Origin of the sequence: Trichocoleus sp. FACHB-6 (assembly GCF_014695815.1) — a bacterium.
GTDB classification, from domain to species: domain Bacteria; phylum Cyanobacteriota; class Cyanobacteriia; order Cyanobacteriales; family FACHB-T130; genus Funiculus; species Funiculus sociatus.
In genome coordinates this window covers 43,617-67,693 of record NZ_JACJOY010000016.1, presented here as the reverse complement: position 1 = coordinate 67,693, position 24,077 = coordinate 43,617, and the positions used below count along the sequence as shown (strand labels likewise).

Genomic DNA, 24,077 nt, shown 5'->3' with positions numbered 1-24,077 from the left:
TGTGGGGTTGAAAAAGCCCAAGTGCGTTCTTCTCGTGCTCAACGCAATCACATTGGTTTGGCGATTCGAGCGTTTCTACGCCTGGAGATGCATTGGTTTAATACTGGCATTAGTTGGTATGAGTCCAAAGCCAGTATTGTTCGGGAGGCGGTGCGTTCCTACTTAGCGGCTCCTTGGCTGACTCTTGTACCAACTGCGTAACTCCTGAGTTACAGCAACGTTTATGCTTGCTGATTGGATCGCCAAAGGACTTGCAGATGGAACCTTTGAACGGGCTGGGGGTGTGATTAGAGAAGTAGGAACAGGGCGAATCGTTACTTTTTTACGGGAGTTTGGCTCAACCACTGCTCAATTGCCGCCGCAATTGCAAATGGCTAAAGGAGTTTTGATGGTAGGTTCTGCTGCTAGTCTGCTTAACCTGGGTGTATCAGTGATCGGATTTGCTGTAATAAACCAGCGCCTCAACGAATTAGAAAAACGCCTAAAAAAGGCAGAAGAACTATTGAAGAAGATTGACCGCAAAATTGATCTTGGATACTACGCTAACTTTCGTGCCGCACTGGATTTGGCAGTTAGTGCTTTTACAATGTCCAAAGTTGAAAACCGTGAACGTGCTGCATTTGCTGCTATCGATCGCCTTTTAGCAGCTCAACATCATTACACAGCTTATACTGATAACGAACTGGAACAAGGTAGCCAGATTGCTGATGAATATCTTTTGACCTTATCTCTAGCTTATATTGCTGAAGCACGTTGTCATCTTGAGTTAGGAGAATTTGATACAGCACTAAGTCGCTTCCAAGAAGGCGCGAAAGTTGTCCGTTCTCGTATTCTTAAATATATTAAGCTTCTACTTACTTCTAACCCAGCAGCTTACTTACAACCTCAGTTCAAAGGTAAGATAGATTTGCGGCGACTAACCCGAATTTACCAGTGGATCGATCCAGCTTTGGATGAAAATGCTGTGTTTGAGCTTCAACGTCACAATTTGCTCAAGATGGCGAAAGAACCTGATAAATGGGCTGAATCGTTACCAGCAGCAATTCTAACTCGCGTTGAGATTGCCGGAGGTTGGTTTGGCCCAAGTAATGAAGATTTGAAGCGAGAGGCTGATAAACGTCTTCCCGAAGTGCTGGAAGTAATAGAATCTATGGTGGAAACCAATCGCCGTTTTGAAGCGTATCAGACAGAAGTAGAAGCGATCGCGCAATTGGGAATTAGCTTCCATGATTGGCTGAAATTAGCTCCCTATACAGAATCTAAACCCGACGGCGCAGAATTAATGTACATCATCCCGTCTAAGGATCTAAAATTGAAACTCTCTGTTTAAAGTGGTTTCTCTTATAGACGAATATCGCCTGACGCTGGGTTCTCAAACGTAGGCGATATCGTACCATTACATCACGTCGGGCGTTCCCAGTTAAAACTTGTGAAATTACAAGTGATTCTGGTTCTTGAACAAAACCCACCATCAAGAATTCATCGGAATTGAGTCCGCGCAGACGGATTTGGTAGCCGCGATTTCCAATCGCCGGGTGTTTTAATTTTTACCGATTTGCTATCCAATACCCTAACGCCTGTCCCATCTTTTTCAGATAAAAAGGTCGTTGGTAACTGTAGTCTGCCAGTTGTGCTGCGGGTGCGATAATGCCTCTGTACTTTTCACCATCGCACCAGTAACCATTGGGTTCGGATAGTGGCGTATCAACTTGGGTAAAGTGCATCAAACCAAACAATCCAGCATTAAGCAACTCTTGCTGGCGCGATCGCAACTCCTGATAAACTAAAGCTCCACCATTATCCCAATCAGTGTTTGGATCTGCCATCAGGAAAAGGTAGTCTATCATAGACGATTTTCCCAGTTTCGTCTTGATGAAGTTAGCAATCTCGATTATCCGGTCAGGCATATCATAAAGCTTAGCTTGATCCGGGGTTAAGCGTTGGCATCCATTGCCATCATTACGCCACGGCCCCTGCGTCACTTGGAAGCCAAAAAACTCTACTCCTGGCGCTGCTGCACTCAGAGTGGTTAGAAATTTGTCTAAACCACCTGTTCCGGGGTTGAAGTCACCAAAAGCTAAACCAACTTTCACCCGCAGTCCGGTGACAGACCGACTTGCGTTGCGTAGTCTTTGAGCAGCTTCAGCCATCAATTTACCAAAATTTTGCGGTATAGTCGCATCCCAACCAGATGATACTAAGGCGGGGTCGCGGAGGGTTCCCACTAGGTTATGCTCTGGTTCTAGCACCAGGTATACTTGTCCTGTGGTTTTAGCTAGCACTTCCTTGGCGAAGCGGTCTAACTCGGAAAAATACCAACTTTTCCTAGCTTCAATTTCCGCCCAAGTTTTTTTAGTTTGAGCATCAGCTGTGATGAAGTCAAGGATAAAAACCGGGATGACGCCTTCTTGTTTCATCCTAGCTGTACTTGTGCAAGTAGTCTGACCTGAGACGCAACCATACCAGATTGGCTCCCATCCCTTACCTACCCAAATCTGCTGCATATCTGGTTTGGGTAAGCCTGCTTCTTTAGAAATGTCCAGGCTATCTGTCCACGTACCTTGGACTAAACTAGCGCCGCCACCATAACCCAGGAGGATGCGAGTGGTTTGGGATGTGGCGACAGTGTTGAATTCAAATGATAGAACGAACGCGATCGCAAACGCCAGCAAAAATTTCCACGTTTTGTTCTTGAAAAAACTTATATTCACAAAAGTTGCCTCAATTAGAGATAGGTGTATCTGTCGAGTCCTTTCCCACGCCGATAAGTTTTTCGACAGCTTCTCTCCGTGTCCGGCAAGTATTAAAAAGTTCAGTAATTTCTCTACCCAGTACGTAGATTAGCGTAAGAAAATTGTATATTAGGTTTTGCGATCGCAACCTAATACCCACAAGGATTTGTTGGGTTTCGATGGCAAAACTGAATAAATGCTTACTTGCTAAATTAACGGATAATACCTAAGCAAGTTGGGTGCGTAAGTGCAACGTAACGCACCAAAACCCTTACAATTTTGGAGGTAGGTAGGGTTTTTGAAACTCAACATCCAGTAAACAAGTTTGAGTTATTGGGTAAGGTACCTCAAACGCCACATCGCTCAACGAGGGGAACCCCCGCTTTTCGTGTGGCTCCCCAACCTACAAAATATGCACTATTTTAAGTGTGCTACCACAATACAAAATGGAAGAAAATTCAAAATGAGCAACACAGTTTCCGACATCGCCGTAAAAACCATCAATGGGGAAGATAAACAACTCTCCGAGTACGCCGGAAAGGTACTCTTAATAGTAAATGTGGCTTCCTATTGTGGCTACACGCTTCAATACAAAGGACTGGAACAGTTAAACCAAAAATATCGAGATACTGGGTTGCGCGTCTTAGCTTTCCCCTGCAACGACTTTGGAGCGCAAGAACCTGGAAGCAACGCAGAAATTATGCAATTCTGCACGAAAAACTACGGCGTTAACTTTGAGATGTTTGACAAAGTTCACGCCAAAGGTTCCCAACAGCACCCACTTTATAATCGACTCACCAATGCAGTTGAACCTACAGGAAATGTTTCTTGGAATTTTGAGAAATTCTTAATCAGCAAGCAGGGTGAAGTGGTCGCCAGATTTAATAGTAGCGTCAAGCCAGATTCTCCTGAATTGATTGCTGCAATTGAACGTGAGTTAGCAAAATAACTGTAAAATTTATGTCCATACAAAACCCGGCTAATCTCACTGTTGAAGAGGCGCATAAAATCCTTAAGACTTTCGACTGCGTAAAGAGTGCCACTGAATCAGCACCAACTAAAGATTCAATTCGTCAAGCTTTACTTTTGGTGACAGAGCTTTGTGATAATCAAATATTAGGAATTTGCGCCAACACCGCAGAACAGGGTATTCTGGCTTTGAAAACTTATGCAGCAGCTTTGGGTTATGAAGTACCCGAATTATCGGCAATAGACGGCTCTGTTTACATCAAATTTAACCCAAAAACAGGCTTATGCTATCTTGATTCTTACACAGGAGAACATCGCGGAGTCCTAATTTCCTGCCAGTCTGCATATGACGGAGGACTCAACGAAATGTACGGGCATTTGCCACTAGATTTATTCACATCGGAATCGTCATGAACGTAGCAATCATTGGCTGTGGTTACGTTGGTAAAGCAGTTGCTCAATATTGGCAAAAATTAGGTTTTGTTGTCACCGCAACCACAACCACCCCGGAAAAAGTTTCAGAATTGGAAGCAGTTGCCCAACGAGTTGTAGTAGTTAAAGGCAACAATCCAGAAGGCCTAAAATCAGTGTTGGAAAACCAGGATACTGTGCTTTTGAGCGTTGGTGCGAAGAGTGCCAATGGGTACGAAGAAAGTTATCTGGAAACTGCTCAAAATCTAGTGTCAATTTTACCCCAAATAGAGTCGCTGCGACAACTAATTTATACGGGAAGTTACTCTGTCTATGGTGATAAAAATGGCTCGTTGGTAGATGAAAAATCACCCGTTGCACCTGAAAATTCAAATGGTAAAATTCTCTCTCAAACTGAGGAAGTATTACTGTCAGCGTCAACTGAAAATGTAGGCATTTGTATTCTTCGCTTGGGTGGAATTTATGGTTCTGGTCGCGAACTGGTGAAGATTTTTCGCAATGCACCAGGGACAACCAGACCTGGAAGCGGAGAAGATATTACAAATTGGATTCACCTTGATGATATCGTTGCTGCTATAGAATTCGTCCGTCAGCACCGACTGCAAGGCATTTATAACTTAGTAGATGATGCCCATCTGACAAGTAGAGAACTGCTGGATAGAATGTGCGAAAAACACAATTTACCTAAAGTTTTATGGGATTCGTCTCTTAAGAGCGTTCGACCATACAATGCACTGGTTTCTAATCAAAAGATAAAAGAGGCAGGATATCAGTTGATTCATCCACAAATGATAGTGTAATTGATATATTATAAGGCATGAGCAATAAAGAATTACTTTCAAATACATCTTTAATTGTCGGTTGCTGGCAACTCGATGACCGCAGCTGGAAACAAATTTCAGAAAATGATATTGCCCGTGCGCTGGACATTTACTTAGCTTTGGGTATCAATACTTTTGATACAGCAGACATTTATGGACGGAGTGAAAGTGTTGTTGGCCGCTTGCTGAAAGGACGCGATCGCACAATTTTTACTAAAGCTGTCTTTTTCGGGAATGTCCCCACTCCCGCACAAATTAAAAGCAAAATTGAAGCTTCTCTCCGGAATTTGCAGCAAGAAACCTTAGATTGCGTGCAAATCCACTGGCACAACCCGCAGCTAGATTTTGCCTCTACTTTTGCCGCTTTCAAGGATTTATTAGAACAGGGGAAAATTCGCCAGCTTGGTGTCACCAACTTTAATACTCCTATGTTGGAAAAAGCTGTAGAATACGCCCCCATCAGCACTCATCAAGTTCAGTATAGTTTGATTGACAGACGTGTTGAAAACTCAATGCAGGCGCTTTGCCTGAAGCACAATATTGCTTTGTTGCCATATGGCCCTTTAGCAGGCGGTTTCTTGTCAGAAAAGTTTCGAGGTGTCACCTCACCTCCAAGCGAATCATCTCACGCTCGTAGCTTCTATTACAATAGTATGATTAGAGCGCACGGTGGTTGGAAACCTGTACTGGAAATGCTGGAAACATTGGCACAGGTAGCGCAGAAATACAATAAAACTATTTCCCAAGTTGCGCTAAATTGGGTTAAGCAACAGCCTGGTGTTGCTGCTGTAATCTCTGGCTTTACTACAGATCGTCAGCAGATACAGAAAAATGTGGAAGCTTTAAGTTGGAGTCTAGATAAAGAAGATTTACAATTACTTTGTCAGAGTTCAGATGCTTTGTTTAAGCAACCTGGAGATATTTACTCTTACGAACGATAGTTGTGAGTTTTTAAACCAAAAGGACACAAAGAATTATGCAATCAGTATCTGAAAATTTAATGATTACTGAGAATGTGGCAGTTTCTCCAACACAGTTTTATACTTGGAAAAATTATCGCTGTGCTTACGAAGTTTATAATCCAATTAATCAAACAACAGATAACGGAATTCCTTTGCTGTTAATTCATCCTATTGGTGTCGGGTTATCTCGCAAGTTTTGGGATAGATTCTGCCGGGAATGGTATGAAAAAGATTGCCAAAACTCAATTTATAATCCTGATTTACTGGGATGCGGCGAAAGCGATATGCCACCTGTTGCTTATAATCCCACGGATTGGGCTGAACAGTTGCAACATTTTTTGCAAACAGTGGTACAAAAACCTGTGATTGTAGTGGTGCAAGGTGCTTTGTTACCTGTAGCAATTGAGTTGGTTCGCCTACAATCTAACTTTGTTAGAGGTTTGGTGCTGGCGGGGCCTCCGGCGTGGGCGGTGATTACTAAACCTTCAAAAGGTTTGAAGCAAAAAATAGTTTGGAATCTGCTAGAATCTCCTTTTGGTAGTGCTTTTTATCGGTATGCGCGACGACCGCAGTTTTTAGATTCGTTCTCGATTCGCCAATTATTTGCTGATGAGGATTCAGTAGATGAGGAGTGGTTGGATACACTGGTGAAAGGTGCGGTTAATCCAGATAGTCGCTACGCTGTTTTTTCCTTTTTGGCGGGGTTTTGGCGACAGAATTATCAGGATGCGATCGCATCCATTACCCAACCTACTCTAGTAGTCGTAGGAGACACCGCATCAAGTATCAGTCAGTCTGGAAAAGGGGAAACACCAGATGAACGAATAGCTGACTATCTGAAGTCTTTACCGAACGGTCACGGTGTCAAAATCTCAGGCCGTAATGTTTTACCCTATGAATCTACGGCTAAATTTGTCACCGTAGTTGCAGATTTTGTCAAGGATATCCCCCCAACAGGGCTTAATCAGGGGAGCTAGGATTATTATTACACAAGAGGAATTTAACTAATGTCTGAACAAATAACTGCTGAAATAAGCGATCGCATCTGCAAACACATGAACGATGACCATGCAGATGCAATAGTTCTTTACGCTAAAACTTTTGGTGATACTCCCAATGCGATCGCAGCAGAAATGCTATCAATTGATTCTTTGGGAATGAATTTAATTGCCCAAATGAATGATGATGCTACGCCAATTCGCATTCAGTTCGACCATCCCCTAAAAGATGCCGAAGATGCTCACCATACACTCATCGAAATGGTCAAACAGGCGCGTTCCAATTCCAAACAAAACGTAGATATTTAGTGAGGTCACGCCACAGCATAACCCTCTAATTAACCATAATTGTAGGCTAGTCTCGTGGGACGCGAAACCCAACAAACGCTTATATTGTGTTGGGTTTCGTTGCTTTGCGGTTTGGAGTTTTTAGCTTATACTTCTTGATTAATCTGCGAACTATCAAGTCCCCGTTTTATCCAGTTTATACACTCGCGATCGCTTGTGAATATTTTGGGTGCGGCAACATTATTTAAACCTTCAGGTTTATAATGGTCATAAAAATATTTTTCTGATAATTGATAGACAATTATCAAATTATTATGATAGATGTATCGACTCTTAAAATAATCGCCCATACTGACAATATCTGAATGTTCATCTAGATGTTCCTTAGCAACATCAATGATGCCAGCAATGCGACTAGAATAGATGCTAGCAGGATTTTCTACCTTGTGGAATTTACCTTTATGCCCCAATTCAGATAGTAATGTATAAGAGTAGATATGTTCACCATTAGCCATCCCAAAAACAAAAGGGATGATTAGATGTCCTTTATAGGAAACAGAATTTTCGTAAAGTAAGCGACGCATACTATTTTGGATTTTAAATTAAAGGGCTGGATAAAAAGAATTACTCTAGAAAGAATTGTATCACTAGGACTTTTGATAATTGTCCTAGTAATAACAAAAATCATTCAGGCTTAAAGTAAAGAGCCGATTTATACAAAACTTGTTCTTGGTGGGTTTCCAAAGTGCAATCCGACAGGGGATAAGCCACACAGGTAACGATATACCCAGCCTCTAGTTCTTTTGGACGCAGAAACTTTTGTTCGCTTTGGTCTACTTCACCATTCACCAACTTGGCGACACAAGCCGAACATTCGCCTTGTTTGCAGCCAGAAGGTAATCGAATCCCCGCATCTTCAGCCATATCCAAGATGTACTGATCCTCTGGTACTTCAATGATGCGGTCGAGATTGAGTGCCGAATTCACCAGCCGGACTTGATAAACTGCCATTGCGATCGCTACTGAATATGATTTAACTGTAAATATGGTAAATCTTTCAGGCGATCGCTTTCTCAAATATTATTTTCCATATCTTTTATTTGCTGTCTAAGCCAATTTCTAAAAGAGTGAATCATGGTAATTTCACCAATTCTTAAACTTTCTGACAAACACCGTGGAATTTCTGTTGTCAGAGGCAGATTTGCAAAAGTAGGAGAGACAGTGCAAAGAACATAAACTCCCTCTCGCAATTGATAAATTTGCATCACTGGTTCGTCATAACGCCAAACTTCCGGAACACCCAAAGCGAGATAAATTGAAAGTCTGTCAACAGAAGCGCTGGTGTAGTCCACCTCTATTGCTAAGTCAGGAGGTGGGTCAATCGTTAAGTCAATATTTCTTTTCTGTCTGATTAGCGGTTCATTTTGAATATAAAAGCAAGAATCCGGTTCAACACCCCGCTGAATGTCTGGACGCTTACAAGTGAGAGATCCAGCGCTTTTAAGGTTGAGGTTAAGTTCCTCAGCTAAAGCGAAAACCAAGTGTTCAAGCAGTCTATTGTTATGCTCATGAGGCATCAGCGGGGTCATAATTTCCAGCGTTCCTCGATCGTAAGCCAGTCGGGTGTTACGATCTTCCCCCATCTCTGCAAGTATAGTTTCAAAAGTTTGCCAACTGATGTTTTTCAGTACAACTCTGCCTTGAGTAGTTTTCGCTGTCGTCACCATAGGACTTAACCCCGCGTTTTCTACCACGATATCAAGTTGAGTAGGTAACGAGGATGCGTGAAGCGAAGCAGCTGTGTTCAACGTCGCATTCTGTATCCAAAAAAAGTTGTTGCTAGTAATATTATTTGATGATCTCTCATCCTGCATACGTATTTGATAAAGGAGTAAGTTCTGTGGCTACCCTAAGAGTGTTGTCAATAGCTTCTGCTGGTGCAGTGTTTATTGTTTGTGGTATCGGGGAAACTGCTGCTGCAAGGTTCAGCGATGCTCCTTTGTTTAACGATGTCGGTAGCTACAGCACAACAATCTCCGCTAATAATGACTTAGCAGATATCTACTTTCCAAACCCAGCGAACCTGAAAACTGGCAACTACTCATTTCCTATTGCTCTGCTGTTGCAAGGTGCGAATGTCGATAAATCAAATTACACAAATTTCGCCAGTACAGTAGCAAGCTACGGATTTGTAGTGGTTGTACCCAATCACCAGAAGTCACTGCCACAGTTCGGATTTACAGGACTTATACCCGAAACCTCACAATTAAACGCCGTTCTGGCACAGATGGTGCAAGAAAACTCCAACTTTACTTCACCTGTTGCTGGCGTTATCAATACACAGAAACTAGCCTTACTCGGTCACTCCCAAGGGGGTGCTGTTGGATTATCTGCTATTGCCAACCTCTGCCTTCCTATTTTATGTGAAGGCTCCTTCAGCCGACCTAATGAACTCGTAGCAGGAGCTTTTTTTGGTGCAAATTTACGGAACTTCAATACTCAAGAGTTTATCCCCATCAACAATTCAAAAATTCCGACTGCTCTCTTGCAGGGAAACCTTGATAACGTTGCTCTTCCTCTAAATGCTCAAAAAACATACGAGCAGATACAAAATCCTCCTAAAGCAATAATTACTATTTCGGGTGCTAACCACTATGGCATCACAAATACTAACAATCCTGTGGGTGCAAGACCGGATATGAACTCCCCAACAATTGCACAAGATGTAGCCGTAGAAACTGTAGCGCGTTGGAGCGCGCTTTTCTTGCGTGCCAGCGTTCTTAATGATAAAGATGCTTTTAATTATGTGTATTCTACAGGGGATGCTCTGGATGCAAATGTGAACGTAACTAGCCAATCAACACCCGTACCCGAACCCTCTACGACATCTGCTTTGGTCTTGGTAAGTGGTTTTGGTGCAGTGTTTGGACTAAAGAAAAGAAGACAGCTAAATAATTCTAAGGTAGCCAAAAATTAGGTAAGAAAGTTTTGCTATGTCTATGGGTTGAGTATGCGCTCGCATACCTACCAAAACGCGATCGCACCCTAAACAACTTATACTACTTATAGTATGACTCTAGGTAGGATATGGCTAAAATATCTATCTCATTGCCAGAGGAATTGCTGACTTACCTCGACCAAAAAGTTGAAAATCGCAGTGCTTTAATTGAATCTCTCTTGCAACAATGGCGACAGCAGCAAGAAGATGCAGCACTGGCAGCAGCTTGTTCTTTGGTAGATGAACTGGAATTAGGTTGGGAGAGCGAATGGCAAACGGCGGCGATTACGGACTGGGAAGCAGATGGATCGTGACCTTCGATCCATCTGTAGGTACAGAGATTAGAAAAACCCGTCCGGCGCTGATAATTTCTGGTAGCGTATTTAATGCACAGCGTAGCAAGGTAACGGTTTTGCCCTTTACCTCAGCACGGATTGATGACCCTCGAATTTCGCCGGCGGTGGTGAGAATATCCTCATCATCACAAAATGGGCTATCTGTAGATAGCCTGCTGGTGTGCGTCGAACCTATGACCTTTGACAAAGTGCGCTTAATTCAACGGGTAGGCGAACTAGAAGCAGAACTATTACAGCAAGCTCAAAACATTCTGCGCCAATACCTACAGCTTTAGGTAAAGCTCAATATAACATAGCTAAGGTAGCCAAATATCGGGTAAGAAAGTTTTGCCGAAACTGCGTATTGTTTGGTTAATTGACCGACCAAATTGAATATGCGGTTCATCCGCCTCGACTGGTAAAATCAAAGCCTTACTTCCACTACTAAAGCGTGAAATTACCAAATTTGCTGCTTCCAAACCTGTTACATAAGCCTTTTCCTGCGACCAGGAACCGTGACGAGTAATAATCCAATCACCACTCATAAAGACATTATTGATACTCGTTACTCCTGGCAACATATACTGATAGCTACCAGGAAGAAAATGAGTAACTGCATTCGGCAGACGAATAACACTGCTGTCAATTACCTTTGCTTCGCGAAAAGCTGGCACGCAAGTTGATAAATCGCGCTGAACTAACGGCAAAATTTCCTCGTCGCTTAAGGGAAGAAACTGATTAGCGTGATAAAAGTCTGCCTCAATAACTGTTCCCGGTTCATCGCGGTACTCATCATGCAGCGCGTTCAAATCAAAAAATGTCCAGCCAGTTGTTGCATTGAAACCAAAACAGGCATTGGAAGGACGAGGAATATTAATTTTGCGGTCAAACCAGAGGCGAGTTGCTAACACATCAACTGCGCCCAAATTGTGAATATCCCGAAATTCTTGACGATTTTGTAAGCTACGGCTACTTGATACAATCTTCTTCATACCGCTGATCCCAACGGCAAAGATAACGGCATCAGCTTCAAAAACCTCATCACCGCAGACAACCGCTGTTGCTTGATTATTGCTATCAACAATTACGTCACTTACTCGACGGTTGGCGAGTAATTTCCCCCCCACTTGTTCGATGCGTTGCACCCAAGGACGGAATATCTTTTCTCCGACAGTTCCGCGACACCAGACGACATCAAAATCGGGTTGGTGAGCCAAAATGAAGTAATAAAGCATACCCAGTGCGGCGGCGGCGGAACACTGCTCTCCGGGGGCAAATAAGCCTACCAGCAGCATCGGCTCGAAGGAATCATGGTAAAGTCGTGCCGAAACTCCAAAATCTTTGAAGAGTTCTCTTGCTGTCACCTTGTCGTAGCGTCGCCAAGCTTCATCGGAGTTGTCAAAATCGAGGACGGCATAGAGTAGAGGTAAAGCTGAGATGCGATCGCTTAACGGCAACCGCTTAAACTGAGTGTAGAGAAAAGTCCCCAGCGGCGTAGGTAGTCGCGGCAAATCTTGAAAAATCGGCGATTCAACTTCTAATCCTGCGGGGGAATACTGGGAGGAACGAGTCCAAGGCGTGAAGGGATTTAGCCCTAATTGGTTTACCAGAGAGAATATATTTCGGTACGGATACCAGAAGCCGTGAATACCAGCTTCGACAGAACGCCCCGCCGCTGTTTTCCAGCCTGCTACTAAGCCACCAGGATAAGGACCAGCTTCTAGGAGGGTTACGTCATAGCCTTGTTTTGCTAAGTGGTAGGTAGCGCCTAAACCTGCCCAACCTGCACCAACGACGACTACTTTTGGGGTTTTTGTTTCTGTTGACATCGCACACTCTCCATTTTTTTTTCAGGATGACAATTAAGAACCTCATCCCTGTCCCTCCCCGCTCTTTGTGGAGGCTGGGTGGTTTCTTTTAATAAATGAAACCACCCTGCTTGAAGAAAAGGGAAGTTAGCCCCAACCCTTCAAGGGGAGGGGGTTAGAGTGTATTGCATCTTAAGAACCGCGATAAGAAAAAATTCTCTGTAGTCAAAACTCCGGAGCAAAGGAAGTCTCCGGCTCCGCAAAACTCAAAACTCTATTCCGCATCTCCCCCGACGATGACATTTTTGATTCGCAGACTTGGCCCGCCACAGCCTACAGGTAAACCGTTTTGCCCGCCTTTGCCGCAACCGCCGGATTCATCCCAGTAGAAGTCATCACCAATGGCTTCAATATCAGCTAAGGTGCTGAAGACGTTTCCGGAAAGCGTTACATCTCGAACTGGTTCAGCAATTTTCCCATCGCGGATCATCCAGGCTTCAGCGGCGGAGAAAGTGAACATTTCCCCGTTTGTCATGCCGCCTAACCAGTTGCGGGCATAAACGCCTTCTTTGATGCCTGTGAATAAATCTTGCACGGGTGTCTTACCCCGCTCAATCCATGTATTCGTCATGCGGACGAGGGGCGGATAGTGGTAGTTAAGACAACGAGCATTGCCTGTGGGGGCTTCTTCCAATTTCCCGGCGGTTTCGCGGGAGTGGAGCCGTCCGACTAAGATGCCATCTTTAATTAGCTGAGTTGTGGTGGCTGGTGTCCCTTCATCGTCGTATAAGTAGCTACCGCGATGACCAGCAGGTGCGGCACCATCAAAGATTTGCAACTCTTTTGGCCCAAATCGCCGTCCCAAGGTCATGACTTCCAGTAAATCGGGGTTTTCGTAAGCCATGTCTGCTTCTGAGAGATGACCAAAGGCTTCGTGGACAAATAGCCCGCTAAGTATGGGGTCAATTACTACAGTGTAGGTGTTGCCTTTTACTGGGGGTAGTGAAAGGGCATCCACACCTCGGAGTGCGGCACTTTTTACCTGCTCGTCAAGATTGGTTAAATCTTCGTAGGCTTTGCGGGAACCTGTGGTTTCGCGTCCTGTTTGCACAGTTTCGCCATTACGGGCGGTTGCAGCAAAGCGCATTTCCATGTCCACCCAGGATTGTTCGATCATCGTTCCCTCTGAGGTGGCGAGGATGATTCGCTGGGATGTGTCGCTGTAGCGGATGGAGGTGGTGGTAATTGAAGAACTGGCGCTCTTGAGGATGGAGGTGTAGCGATCGCACAATTCTTTTTTGCTTTTCAGGGAAATCTGTCGCGGATCTGTGCCTGTCAACGCCAGCTTACAGATAGCTTGTACTGGGTCTATGGGAGCCAGCAGGGTTTCTTCATCGCCAATCATCCGAGCCGCGCTTGTCGCTTCTTCCACCCGTTCTGCTAGGGTAGAAAGCTGATTGAATGAAGCAAAGCCCCAGCCTCCTTTGTAACAAGCCCGGACTTGTCCACCAATGGAGATGCCTTCTGTGAGGGTTTCTATTTTGTCGCCTCGCAAAAATATATCGGTTCCTTCGGCTTCTTCTAGTCGAATCGCTAAATAATCCACGCGGGAGGAGTAACGAGCAACCAGATCGGCGAGCAAGTTTTTGGCATCAGCGAGTAAGCTCGGCATTTGTCTTGCAGCAAGATTTATAAACTGCCTCTATTGTGCAATTTTTTGGGCTTAGTGCGCCACTGCATCAGTAATTGACAATTAAAAATTAAAAATTGAAATTCCGCTATTTGTAAGTTTAGGTTGAACCTGAGCAACACCTAATAGATGAATATGGAAGGTTGGGCTAAGGCCAACTAACCCAACCTTCCGTTTAGTTTTTTGTTTTTTACCTTTTCCCTTTTACAGGATTGCCTTTTTTAAAGTGGTCTTTCTATTCTGTTAGTTATAGCTGGCGGTGGTGGTGTTGCGGCGTCGTAAATTCTCAATTCTTGAACATTCCAACGGCTGAGGATGGCTTCCGCTTGACGTACCTCGGCTTCTGTGCCTTCCACCATTACAAAATATTCGCCATGATGGATGCGATGCTCGTAAACTGCGGCTTGTTCTTCCGGAATACCGTAGCCAATTAATCCACCCAATAAGCCACCTGCTGTGGCACCGATTACACCACTGGTTAATGTGGTTGCCAAGGCTGTTGCTGCTGCTCCGATTAATGCGATCGCGCCGACACCGGGAATAGCTGCCAGGGTGCCTAATCCAATAGCTAAACCGACCGTACCGCCAACTGCACCACCTGCGATCGCGCCAATGTTTGTTCCCTCTTGCGCCTTATTTTCCGGTGGCGGTGACTCTTGCTGTGGCTCTTTGCTAATCGTAGAAACTTGATTCATCGGAAAGCCAGCGGCTTTCATTTCCTCAATAGCGCCTTGTGCATTCTGAATGTCTGAGAAAACACCAAATGCGCGTTTTTGCTGAGTAAGCACGACTCTTATTTCCTCCCGCTAATTGGGGACTGGGAAAAGTTAGGAGTGATGATTTTTGAATTAATAACTCCTCGCCTCCTAACTTCTAACTTTCCCCGTCTCCTCAGTCTCTAGTTTTACTCGCAGCTGCAACCCATTCGTTTATAGGGTCTGTTCGCGACGGTCAATAATTTGAACTGGAGCATCTGTGCTAGGTGTCGGATCAACGACTGGAGTCGAATACGTGGGGCTGGGAGCGGCAGTAGTTGTATTATGGGTGGTACCAGTAGTGCCAGGAGCATCATAAATACCCCACTCTTCAATTCCCCCATGGCTCAAAATCGCTTCAGCACGATGAATATCATTATCATCGCCGTCCACCAACACTAAATAATCTCCTCTGGAGACGCGATCGTTGTAAACTTTGGCTCGCTCTTCAGGAATTCCTAATCCAATCAAAGCACCTAATAGACCACCCGCTGCTGCACCAATGGCTGTTCCCGACAGAGTTGTGGCTATGGTGGTGGCTGTAGCTCCTGCTAACATCACCGGCCCAATGCCAGGAATTGCTAAGGCACCTAAGCCTACTAATAAGCCAGTCAAACCGCCCAAAGCACCGCCTGTAACAGCGCCTGTTGTTGCGCCTTCGTCGGCTTTATTGCCTACTTTATTGCTTACATCCGCTCCAGCAATGTCGCCTCCTTTCTTTGCGTCCTGTGCTACCACAGAAACTCTATCCATAGGAAAGCCAGAGTTCTTCAGCTCAGTCAGCGCTACTTCTGCATCGCGGTAGTTTGAAAATACACCTACAGCACGCTTATGTTGTCCTACCATGATTCCTCCTATTTCCTATTAAAACAGCTTGCTTTATGTCACTAAAGAACAAGAACAAACTTTTTTTTGCTTACACCTTGAATTTTGGTATTTATTTAAATTTATGCCATCAATCCTCAGATATAAAACTAACATTTATCTGTCTTAGGTAGGAAAATATTATCTTCCTTAAGGCTTAGAAATTTCCTGTCTTAGGTAGTTGCCTTGAAACCTTTAATGGTGTCATGTTTGTTTAAATAAATTAAGCTTTAGGAAATAACGTTTTAAGGCAAAAAATACTTGCTTTAGCAAGGGCATCTTTAGGTAAATTGTCTACTGTTAGATAAGGATCTAGTCAGAAAATTATTGAAAGGCAAGTAAGAAAAATATTATAATTATTGAATAATAAATTTATTGATAACGCAGAAGTTGAATTGGAAAACAACGAGCGTGTGCAAATATACGCCCACGCCTATCTAGGCTGTAGGTATGCAGAAAAATGCCTATAGCAGTCCTAAACGGCTCGTGAAGGCGAAATCCCCGACTTCTTTAAGAAGTAGAGGAGCTGAAGAGCTGGCACCTAACAACTCAAATAGGATTGCTATATATAGCCGCGATTTTAGCCGTCAGGTGTTTTTCAAGTATGGGGATGCACTCTTTGAATTTCGGTAGCAAAAGTGGGAATTATAAATTAGGTCTACTTGAGTGTCGTTTTGATTTCGTTGGAGTGGGGAATTGCAGATGCGCTACCTTTTATTAATTTTTGTTTCTTCTTTCCTGAGTTTACTGTCGGGGCGGGTTGTTACAGCCTCGGAGATTCAAACACCAAATTTAGTTAAGCAAAATTCGCTTAGATCAACTTCAGCTCAAAGTTTCTGGCCCGAAGCGCAGCGACTTGTACAGGATCAGATAAATTTAATTAATCGCATTGAAAGAGCGATCGCATCAGACGATCCCTACGGTGTTTTTGTAGCCGAGGGAAAAATAACTCTCCACCAAGGAGAAGTAGAACGCTTTCTCAAAAATCAATATCGAAATCCTGCTTTGTTGTGTACCCGCACGAACGGCGGCATAACGCCAGCAGGCTCCGATTTAAGTGTAGAACAGGCGCAGGTATACTGCTCTCTCTATGCATCAACTGCCCAGTTGATGCCGCTACGCCCAGTGCTGGAAAGACGGCAGGCGACACTGACACCAAATAATCCCTTAACATTATCTAGGAGCCAACAGTCGATTTTGGCAGTGCCTCCTCAGAAGTTGCCTTCCCCCCCTACAAGTTACGTGGCTCCAGAACCGCCGTTAGTGGGGATAAGAGCAAAAACGCCGATTTCTGGATACCAGCCCCCGATTGCACCGGCGATCGCGCCTCCACAACAAGCAACTACGGGGTTAGCATCTGCCAAACAGCTACTCTCCCAAGCAGTAGCTTCCTTTCCTCCAGCAACTCCTTTCATTGATGCAGGCGAAACAGCGAAACTCAAGGAAAGCAACGCCTACGGGCTTAATCAGCAAGAACCTCAAGAGTACGGAAATTTTCTCTCTCAACCCAACACTGGCATCGCCCGCGTCTTGCCAAGTGGGATTGTCAACTCCCAACCGATGCAAAATAGGCTGATTCCCACAGTAGCAGAGCGTTTCGCCTATCCTCCCTTGCTGCGGGGAATTGGCGGTGATATTGCCGAGACTACTCGCTCATCTGGGCGCATCTCTCAGGAAGATGAATTTACCCCCAGATTTGCAGTTAAGCTGGAAAATGGCAACTTCCAGATTGCCCAACGCGGGCTGGATTACGGCTTTATGATGGATTTGGGGGAAGTGCCTTTAGAAAATCTCGACCCCACACTAAAGAAAGTTCGCGCCCTCTCGCCACAAACGCGCCAGTTTTTCCTAAATTATCGTCCCCCTAATGAGCTTGCAGCTTTGCAGGTAGATCGGCAACGCTTCATCACTGGCAAACTAGGTGAAGTTAGTGTTAGCGAACCAGTGCAACAAACGACAGCGCTGGAATCGGCAATAAATCCTCTTTCTCCTGACGCGCCAGTGGTTCTGAACCACACTTATTTAATGCGCTTAGTTCAGTTTCAGGTGCCAGAAGTTGTTCTTAATCGCGGGACAGTTAACAGAGAGCAACGTCGCTATCTTGACCAAATTTTAGAAACACCCAGCAGCGATGCCCTGGTTGCCTTCCGTCCCGTCAACCGCCGTCCGGATGGCAGTTATACGGTTTTGTGGAGAGTGCTGAATCAGTTCCCAGATCCGCAAATTGAAGACTTGGAGAAATACGTCAATTTGCAGTGAAGAGTAAAAGTACCTGACCCGCCGAGAACTAAAGTTCTGGGCTAATAGCAAAAGCCCGTTTTAACGGACTAGAGCAATCCTATTTAAGTTGTGAACGAGTATTCGCCCTGTAGGGACACGGCAGTGCGGTGTCCCTACAGGGTTTCACGAATCATTTAGGATTGCTATAGAGATATGGCAATTAGTCGGTTTTAACCGACTTAAGTTATTAGCCAGGGACTTGAGTCCCTGGCTAAAGCCCCTGGTCGCAGCCTAGGAACGAGAAATTACCTTTGATTCTGAATAAAATCGTTAACTACTTCTTGTGCCTCTGGTGGAATTTCCGTAACGAGACGAATAGGGAAAGCATCTGTGGAAGCTAACTGTGCATATTCTGGCGTGAGAAAAATCGCGTATTTGGCAGCTTCGTCTGTGAGTTGTGCTGCCATTGCTAGAGCGATCGCTTTCGTGTAGTTGCGGATATCAATAGCTTTCTCCCCAACGACTTCACCGCCTGTATAAAATGTATTCGGTTGCCCAGCTTGATCTTGGGTAGTGCTAGGATCTTTTACGCTCAGATGGGTTCCCCCAACAAAACCGACGAGCCATTTAGGGGATGGTATTTTCCCAAAACCGATAATCTGCTCAGTTAAAGCTGGAGTTGTTTTGTCGGCGGAACCAGCTTCAACGAGTGTGGGAACGGCGACTGATGCTAAACCAGTTTCGCCAAATAAAAGCGAGGTAGTGGGGTTGAGTGCGATCGCTGCTTTAACCCGTGGATCTCGCAGTTGGTAGCGGTCTTCCGGAAGTTCTCTGGCAAAACACTGAGAACCTTCCCCCAAACTGAAGGAAATCAAGTTACCTTTACAGCGCTGTTTTAACTCAGTTAGTTGCAACTCACCACCAGCGATAGATAAAGCGGTGGAACCCCCCAGAGAATAGCCAATTACCAGGACGCGATCGGGTGCCAGTTTACCTTTTAGTTGACTGTGGTTCAACTTCTCTAGTTCGTCGATGACAAAACTAATATCCTTGGGGCGATCTAAAAATTCCTGTGCAGATAAGAGGGGATTTTTGCCCTTAAGTGCATTTCTTACATGAGTTTCGTTACTCCCAGGATGTTCTAAAGCCGCTACCACATAGCCGTATGATGCCAAATGTTCTGCCAAGTAGCGCAAATCTGTGCGAACTGAACCCAGTCCGTGAGACAAAACTACGATCGGTTTGGCAGAAGACGCAGCTTCAGACCAGTAAACATCAACTGGAATTTCCCGACGGCGCTGTGTATCATTTAGTTTCAAGTTCAGCACCTGCACGGATGCGCTTCCCGGTTTTATGGGGTCAAAAGGTAAATTTAGCTGGGGACGCCTAGGAGCCAGTTGGGGCGCGATCGCTGCCATAAACGCCTGAGTTTGCCAAAAAGAGGTGTTAAAGTTTCCTACTACCCTGAACGCCCGATCTAAATCAATATATATAGTTTGCCGGGGATAAGCTTCGACAAAACTCAGCAGAGATAGTCCCTCAGGTTTTCTAGCTCCCAGCACCAGTCCCGATCGCACATCTAGCACTCCCACATTATCCCGTCGCTGTGTCGCACTAGCCAAAGCTGAAGCCAGCGTTCTGCCCATCTCAGTATCAAGTAATCTACTAACGCCCACAACATTCAGGTCAAATTTTGCCCGTAGCGCCGATAAAATTTGGCTGCGTTGTTGAGGAGACAGTTGGCGAGCAAAACGTTGAAGATCGGGTGGAACTTTTCCGGTTTCCGCAACCTTTCGCAAATCGGCTATATCTATTGATTCCGTAGAGGAGCCTTTAGTTACAACAACAGTTTGAGCAGCTTGTACAGAATTTAGCTCTCCGCTTATGCTATAAGCCCAAGTACCGATAAAACTTATAACTGATAACAGCCATCTCAACCGGAGTTGCATGAAAGTCTTTCCTAATTTCTGCTCTTAAATAAGTATAATATGGCACCAGTTCGTAGCCAATTACGTGATGGCGCTCCCCACACCGCCTTAGCCTGATGCTACACAACCAAAAAGGAGCTGCGCGATCTGAAAATATCTATAGCCTGCGGGGGCAGGTTTTGTTTGTGCGGTTGCGCCTACAGTCGTCAGGCTATCTAATTTCGCGCTACCCGATTTAATTCTTGATTCAGGTTATCCAATAAAGCATTTAACAATTCCAACTGATGATGCTGATTTGTCAGCTTTAATGGTTCTTCCTTTACTTGACAATTAATAACTTTTTCTGCGCCTTCTTCGTATTGGCGAAGCGTTGCTATAGCTTGAATGTTGAAGCGAAGTAAATAATCTTCCGCAGCCTCAGTATAAGCTTCTTGTACTTGATTTACATAAGAAGCTGATGATTCTGAGTTTTCGCCGTCTTGTGCCATTTGATTAATAAGATAAGTAGCACCCCCAACTACTGCGGCTCCCACAGGGCCTCCTAAAAGCCAACCTAATCCGGTTGTAAGCGCTATTGGAGCAACACCACTCGACTGAGTTGAAGTGCTTGGTTGATTGGGTAAAACTACTTCTGGAGGTTCCGGAAATGAAACCCATAAATTAGCAGGTTGAGGTTGCTCGAAAAACTCGCAAGCTTGATGTACCCATTTGAGAATTGCTTGTTGATGTTCTGAGAGTGCATTCTTAAATGCTCCTTGTTCCCAGGTTTGAAATTCACCTTTTTCAAGTGCTGAAATAATTTCAGATTTATAGCGATTTATTAGTTTTGCTAAGTGCAGCCAACTATCTAATTTAGCAATATCCGCTTTAAAGCCTTCTTTAAGCAGTTGTTGCGCCTTCTGTTTGATTTGAAGTTTAGCATTGCGCTTATCTTCAAATGCTTGCAATTCGTTAGATATTGCTTGAGATTTTGATTGTAGTGCAAGTTTTACTTGAGATGCGATCGCTACCACACGAGGCAACCGATTAGTAACTTTCCCCTGCTGAACTTCCACAATACTTTGTAGAGCTGATTCAAACATAGGAAGTCCAGTACTCTGTACCACTGCACCATCTCCTTTTAGTCTAGCTCTTAAAGCAGGTAGCGCATCAACACGGTACAAATTACTAATATTATTTGGTAGCTCTGAACGAAAACTTTCTGCTACAAAAACCAAACGATTATATACCTGTTTTTGGTCTTCCGGTTCTAATAAGTTCAAGAAATTAACTACAAAAACTACCGTTTTTATACCGCGATCTAGCAGCCAATCTCTCATATTTTCCCGTTCGCCCAAAGTCATTAACTTTCGAGCATCTAGCACCTGAACAACCAAATCTGCCGTTAAAAGTTGGTCGCGCACTAACGTATCCTGCGCTTCCATGTCGTTTGTTCCCGGCAAATCCAATAGTTCTACACCACTTTTCAAGAAATAATGTGGGCAGAAAACCTCTATCGAAGCTACATCGCTCCGCATTCGCCTATCATCATCAAGGATAGTAAATTGTTTCAGAACATCCGTTCCGTTTTCACTAATTTCTCTGCCATCCGACATGATAATTCGGGTGTGTAGCTCCGAACCATATTTAACTGTGATAGCCGCACCTGTAGTAGGAATCAAATCGATGGGTAAAGTCCGCTTTCCTAATAAAGCATTCAGCAAAGTTGACTTACCATAATTAAATGGGCCAAAGACCGCAATTCTAAAGCTGGAATTTCCCAGATTATCGCAGATAGAAGTCACATCTTTTTGCAATTGCGAATTTTGCTCAAAATCAAGCAGACCAACCGCAGCTCGAAGATGTGTTAAGAGGTTCTGATAACTTTCCTGCTCTTGCATACAGTTCAACTCAATAAAACTCTGATGCTTGGCTTGTTGCTCGTTCCCAGGACGCAGCCCAGGAACGATAGGTTAAGCTGCGGATGCTAGAAAATTACGATATACAGCCTCAATATTTTGCCATTGAGAGTTTATCTCAGTTTCCAAATCTTTGAGACGATTTAACTCCGTGTACCGATTAATTTCAAAAGCTCCTTTTTGTTTCAACAAATTATCCAACTCAGCTTTCCGAGCATCAATGTCATCATTTATTCGCTTAATGACTTCCCGTTCATAAGCATCAAAACACTCTTTGACACCTTCATGTACGGGCAACCATTGCTCGTTCGCCACTTGAGGCAGATATTTTACCAATTCTTTTTTGGCAGTTTTAACTAATTGTTGACGAGCTTGATCGGCTTGCACAAAACCTACACCCATTCCGATCAACGCCAAACCAAGTGGCCCCAAAAAAACACCAGTAACGCCAGTCACAACGTAACCAATGCCAATCGCAGCAGCATAGTTAAATAGGATGTTTTTCCAGTCGAAGCCTGCGCCAGCCATTGCTACGCCCGCGATGTTACCCCGTGCGAGTGAAAACAAACCCATTGCCCACTTAGTCCATATTGGCGAGTTATCATCTTCAGGCGCGGTATTTGCGTTAATCTTTACTTTTTGTCCTGTCAGCTTCTCAGTAATTTGATCTGTTACTTTACTGTAGGAAGCGCCATAGCTGGCAGCACTTATAGAAAGTTGAGCAAAGGCTGCATTTAACTCTTTCTCTGCACTTAAAGTCCACGCAGCGAACTTGTCAGTAATGTATTGCTCAAATGCTTTTTGTAGGGCGGCGTTGAATGCTTCACGTTTACCTTGATTAAGGAAATCAAATAGGTTTAGTTCCGGCTGATAGCGCAAAAAGTCGGTTTCAAATGTATCTCCTAAGCTAAGAACGTAGGAACTGAAAGAATCAGCGATCGCTTTCGCCTGGATATCTCTGGTAGAACGAATTTCTTGCTGAAACTGATCGCGAATTTGGCTTAGTTTAGTGAATTCCGGTTCAACTGAACTAATCCTCTGTTTGAGTTGATTGACATCCTGATCGAGTAAGGGGATGCGGCGTTCAATCGCTTCTCGCGTATGATTGCAGGTTTGACGTGCGAGAGTTCGGGCTTGTCGCAGTTGAGCGATCGCTCTCTCTTTAGTTAAAAATGTATTAAGTGCGCCCATGAACTCAGGAAACCCCGTAGCTTCTAGAGAAGCTGAAGAGTTTTTTAACCGTCTTCTCAACGCCTTTATTGCCGAAATTTCAAACACTCGTTCATCATAAATATCATGCCCATCTACCTGACAATAGTCAGACAAATTGGCTTTAAAAACTCGTCGCAGTTTCCCTTCAGCTTCTTGCAATTCTTCCACATCATCAGGATCGATTAATCCCTCGCGCACCTGATCCCAAGCATTAATCAGAAAGAAAACACTCAAGCCTCGACCCTTGATATAATTTTCCAGATAGCGGCGTTCCCCAAGGGTACAAGGTTGCGATGCTCTCAGCACAAACAAAATAGCATGGCAATTATTGATATATCCTAAAGACAGTTCGTTCCGTGCTTCTGTATCATTGAGTCCTGGGCTATCAACAATTTCAATTCCCTGTTCCAATAAAGGTAAAGGATACTCAACAACTGCATAGTCAATATTAGGAAATGCTGGCTTTTTATTTTCTTCTAATTGCTTAGCTTCTGCTGGATCAATCGTGTATTTATGCTTAAAGTCTTGGAAATCAAGTTCTTCAGGAGATTTTCCATCATTAAAGTAAACAGTTACTTTCTTCTGCGCCCCATAGCGTAAAACAGTAAGTATAGCGGTACAGGGATTCACGTCACTTGGTAGCAAATTCTCCCCAATTAGAGCATTGAGGAATGTACTTTTGCCCCGCTTCATATCCCCTAAAACCAGCAGTCGGAATACACCAGTCCGTAAATTTTTACTAACCCCATTGATATCTTCTAGTTGTGCCTCTAAGCCAAGTTTGCCAGATTTTTCTTTTCCTTCTGTTTCTGCTTTTTCTAGAGTTTGAGCTATTTTTTCTAGACAATCAGCAACATCAGAACGCACTTGAGCGACTTTACTTAAGTCGTTGATAAAGCTATCAGCTTCAACTGTATAATTCATGTTTATCCCCTGCTATCTAACGGTTAGGTCTTTCAAATTGGAAGAATAGTTTGGATAAAAACTAAACTATTCTTCCCACTATCACGAATCCAGCAATCCACGAAGCTACTTTAACGCAGACAATTGCCGCAACAGCAAAAACTAAAAACTTTCCAGCAATTACAAGTTTTCTTTGCCACTTTTTTAACGAATCTTTAGGCTGATGTCGAAGAGTTTTATGCAGTGGCGGCGCTTTGGAATTGG

At 44.1% G+C, this 24,077-nt stretch carries 22 protein-coding genes and 1 pseudogene; 12 read left to right on the top strand and 11 right to left on the bottom strand.

Annotated features, from left to right (window positions below):
- Together H6F66_RS03015 and H6F66_RS03010 are read left to right on the top strand one after the other, a co-directional pair.
- Positions 1–201: pseudogene (locus tag H6F66_RS03015) on the top strand (IS701 family transposase); the annotation flags it as partial.
- 22 nt (positions 202–223) lie between these two features.
- Complete coding sequence (locus H6F66_RS03010; RefSeq protein WP_190418064.1) at positions 224–1,330, top strand: hypothetical protein; 1,107 nt, start codon at positions 224–226, stop codon at positions 1,328–1,330.
- Positions 1,331–1,547: 217 nt separating this feature from the next.
- Here H6F66_RS03010 and H6F66_RS03005 read toward each other — a convergent pair whose 3' ends face one another.
- Positions 1,548–2,711 (bottom strand): hypothetical protein, encoded by a 1,164-nt coding sequence (locus H6F66_RS03005; RefSeq protein ID WP_190418062.1) that lies wholly within the window; start codon positions 2,709–2,711, stop codon positions 1,548–1,550.
- A 484-nt stretch (positions 2,712–3,195) separates the two neighbouring features.
- Here H6F66_RS03005 and H6F66_RS03000 point away from each other — a divergent pair, with 484 nt between their 5' ends.
- From H6F66_RS03000 to H6F66_RS02975, 6 genes are read left to right on the top strand one after another with little or no spacing between them, the layout of a single operon-like run.
- Positions 3,196–3,681 (top strand): glutathione peroxidase, encoded by a 486-nt coding sequence (locus tag H6F66_RS03000; RefSeq protein WP_190418061.1) that lies wholly within the window; start codon positions 3,196–3,198, stop codon positions 3,679–3,681.
- Positions 3,682–3,692: 11 nt separating this feature from the next.
- Entirely contained in the window at positions 3,693–4,115 is a 423-nt protein-coding gene (locus H6F66_RS02995) for a DUF1824 family protein (RefSeq protein WP_190418058.1), read from the top strand.
- On the top strand, positions 4,112–4,933 hold the full coding sequence (locus H6F66_RS02990) for an SDR family oxidoreductase (RefSeq protein WP_190418056.1): 822 nt from the start codon (positions 4,112–4,114) through the stop codon (positions 4,931–4,933). The genes H6F66_RS02995 and H6F66_RS02990 overlap by 4 nt, the downstream gene beginning before the upstream one ends.
- A gap of 17 nt (positions 4,934–4,950) precedes the next feature.
- Positions 4,951–5,895, top strand: coding sequence for an aldo/keto reductase (locus tag H6F66_RS02985; RefSeq protein WP_190418054.1), 945 nt, complete (start codon positions 4,951–4,953; stop codon positions 5,893–5,895).
- A gap of 35 nt (positions 5,896–5,930) precedes the next feature.
- Complete coding sequence (locus H6F66_RS02980; protein ID WP_242019129.1) at positions 5,931–6,893, top strand: alpha/beta hydrolase; 963 nt, start codon at positions 5,931–5,933, stop codon at positions 6,891–6,893.
- Between the two features lie 30 nt (positions 6,894–6,923).
- Complete coding sequence (locus H6F66_RS02975; protein WP_190418052.1) at positions 6,924–7,223, top strand: DUF2470 domain-containing protein; 300 nt, start codon at positions 6,924–6,926, stop codon at positions 7,221–7,223.
- Positions 7,224–7,348: 125 nt separating this feature from the next.
- Here the strand turns inward: H6F66_RS02975 and H6F66_RS02970 are convergent, their stop codons facing one another.
- The 3 genes from H6F66_RS02970 to H6F66_RS02960 all read right to left on the bottom strand — a co-directional run bounded on the left by H6F66_RS02970 (position 7,349) and on the right by H6F66_RS02960 (position 8,929).
- Positions 7,349–7,786 carry a hypothetical protein gene (locus H6F66_RS02970; RefSeq protein ID WP_190418050.1) on the bottom strand — a complete coding sequence of 146 codons (438 nt, stop codon included), beginning with the start codon at positions 7,784–7,786 and terminating at the stop codon, positions 7,349–7,351.
- 100 nt (positions 7,787–7,886) lie between these two features.
- On the bottom strand, positions 7,887–8,213 hold the full coding sequence (locus H6F66_RS02965) for a 2Fe-2S iron-sulfur cluster-binding protein (RefSeq protein WP_190418078.1): 327 nt from the start codon (positions 8,211–8,213) through the stop codon (positions 7,887–7,889).
- Between the two features lie 62 nt (positions 8,214–8,275).
- A complete protein-coding gene (locus H6F66_RS02960) occupies positions 8,276–8,929 on the bottom strand; it encodes a Uma2 family endonuclease (RefSeq protein WP_190418076.1) in 654 nt (217 codons plus the stop codon).
- Positions 8,930–9,102: 173 nt separating this feature from the next.
- On the opposite strand from H6F66_RS02960, the gene H6F66_RS02955 reads away from it, so the two are divergent.
- From H6F66_RS02955 to H6F66_RS02945, 3 genes are all read left to right on the top strand, one after another.
- A complete protein-coding gene (locus H6F66_RS02955) occupies positions 9,103–10,179 on the top strand; it encodes a PEP-CTERM sorting domain-containing protein (RefSeq protein WP_199295140.1) in 1,077 nt (358 codons plus the stop codon).
- A gap of 110 nt (positions 10,180–10,289) precedes the next feature.
- Complete coding sequence (locus H6F66_RS02950) at positions 10,290–10,514, top strand: ribbon-helix-helix domain-containing protein (protein WP_190418046.1); 225 nt, start codon at positions 10,290–10,292, stop codon at positions 10,512–10,514.
- Positions 10,511–10,831, top strand: coding sequence for a type II toxin-antitoxin system PemK/MazF family toxin (locus H6F66_RS02945; protein ID WP_347269327.1), 321 nt, complete (start codon positions 10,511–10,513; stop codon positions 10,829–10,831). Before H6F66_RS02950 ends, H6F66_RS02945 begins: the two co-directional genes overlap by 4 nt.
- 21 nt (positions 10,832–10,852) lie before the next feature.
- Here the strand turns inward: H6F66_RS02945 and H6F66_RS02940 are convergent, their stop codons facing one another.
- The 4 genes from H6F66_RS02940 to H6F66_RS02925 all read right to left on the bottom strand — a co-directional run bounded on the left by H6F66_RS02940 (position 10,853) and on the right by H6F66_RS02925 (position 15,637).
- Positions 10,853–12,364 carry an FAD-dependent oxidoreductase gene (locus tag H6F66_RS02940; protein ID WP_190418042.1) on the bottom strand — a complete coding sequence of 504 codons (1,512 nt, stop codon included), beginning with the start codon at positions 12,362–12,364 and terminating at the stop codon, positions 10,853–10,855.
- A gap of 253 nt (positions 12,365–12,617) precedes the next feature.
- Positions 12,618–14,015, bottom strand: a complete 1,398-nt coding sequence (locus H6F66_RS02935; protein ID WP_190418040.1) for a TldD/PmbA family protein — start codon at positions 14,013–14,015, stop codon at positions 12,618–12,620.
- Between the two features lie 239 nt (positions 14,016–14,254).
- Positions 14,255–14,821: a DUF1269 domain-containing protein gene (locus H6F66_RS02930; protein WP_190418038.1), complete on the bottom strand. Its 567-nt coding sequence runs from the start codon at positions 14,819–14,821 to the stop codon at positions 14,255–14,257.
- Between the two features lie 141 nt (positions 14,822–14,962).
- Positions 14,963–15,637 (bottom strand): general stress protein, encoded by a 675-nt coding sequence (locus H6F66_RS02925; protein ID WP_190418074.1) that lies wholly within the window; start codon positions 15,635–15,637, stop codon positions 14,963–14,965.
- A gap of 717 nt (positions 15,638–16,354) precedes the next feature.
- Here H6F66_RS02925 and H6F66_RS02920 point away from each other — a divergent pair.
- Positions 16,355–17,911 (top strand): hypothetical protein, encoded by a 1,557-nt coding sequence (locus H6F66_RS02920; RefSeq protein ID WP_190418036.1) that lies wholly within the window; start codon positions 16,355–16,357, stop codon positions 17,909–17,911.
- Positions 17,912–18,177: 266 nt separating this feature from the next.
- Here the strand turns inward: H6F66_RS02920 and H6F66_RS02915 are convergent, their stop codons facing one another.
- The 3 genes from H6F66_RS02915 to H6F66_RS02905 all read right to left on the bottom strand — a co-directional run bounded on the left by H6F66_RS02915 (position 18,178) and on the right by H6F66_RS02905 (position 23,834).
- Entirely contained in the window at positions 18,178–19,821 is a 1,644-nt protein-coding gene (locus H6F66_RS02915; RefSeq protein ID WP_190418034.1) for an alpha/beta hydrolase, read from the bottom strand.
- Positions 19,822–20,015: 194 nt separating this feature from the next.
- A complete protein-coding gene (locus tag H6F66_RS02910; RefSeq protein ID WP_190418032.1) occupies positions 20,016–21,680 on the bottom strand; it encodes a dynamin family protein in 1,665 nt (554 codons plus the stop codon).
- Between the two features lie 72 nt (positions 21,681–21,752).
- Positions 21,753–23,834: a dynamin family protein gene (locus tag H6F66_RS02905; protein ID WP_190418030.1), complete on the bottom strand. Its 2,082-nt coding sequence runs from the start codon at positions 23,832–23,834 to the stop codon at positions 21,753–21,755.
- Positions 23,835–24,077 lie beyond the last annotated feature (243 nt).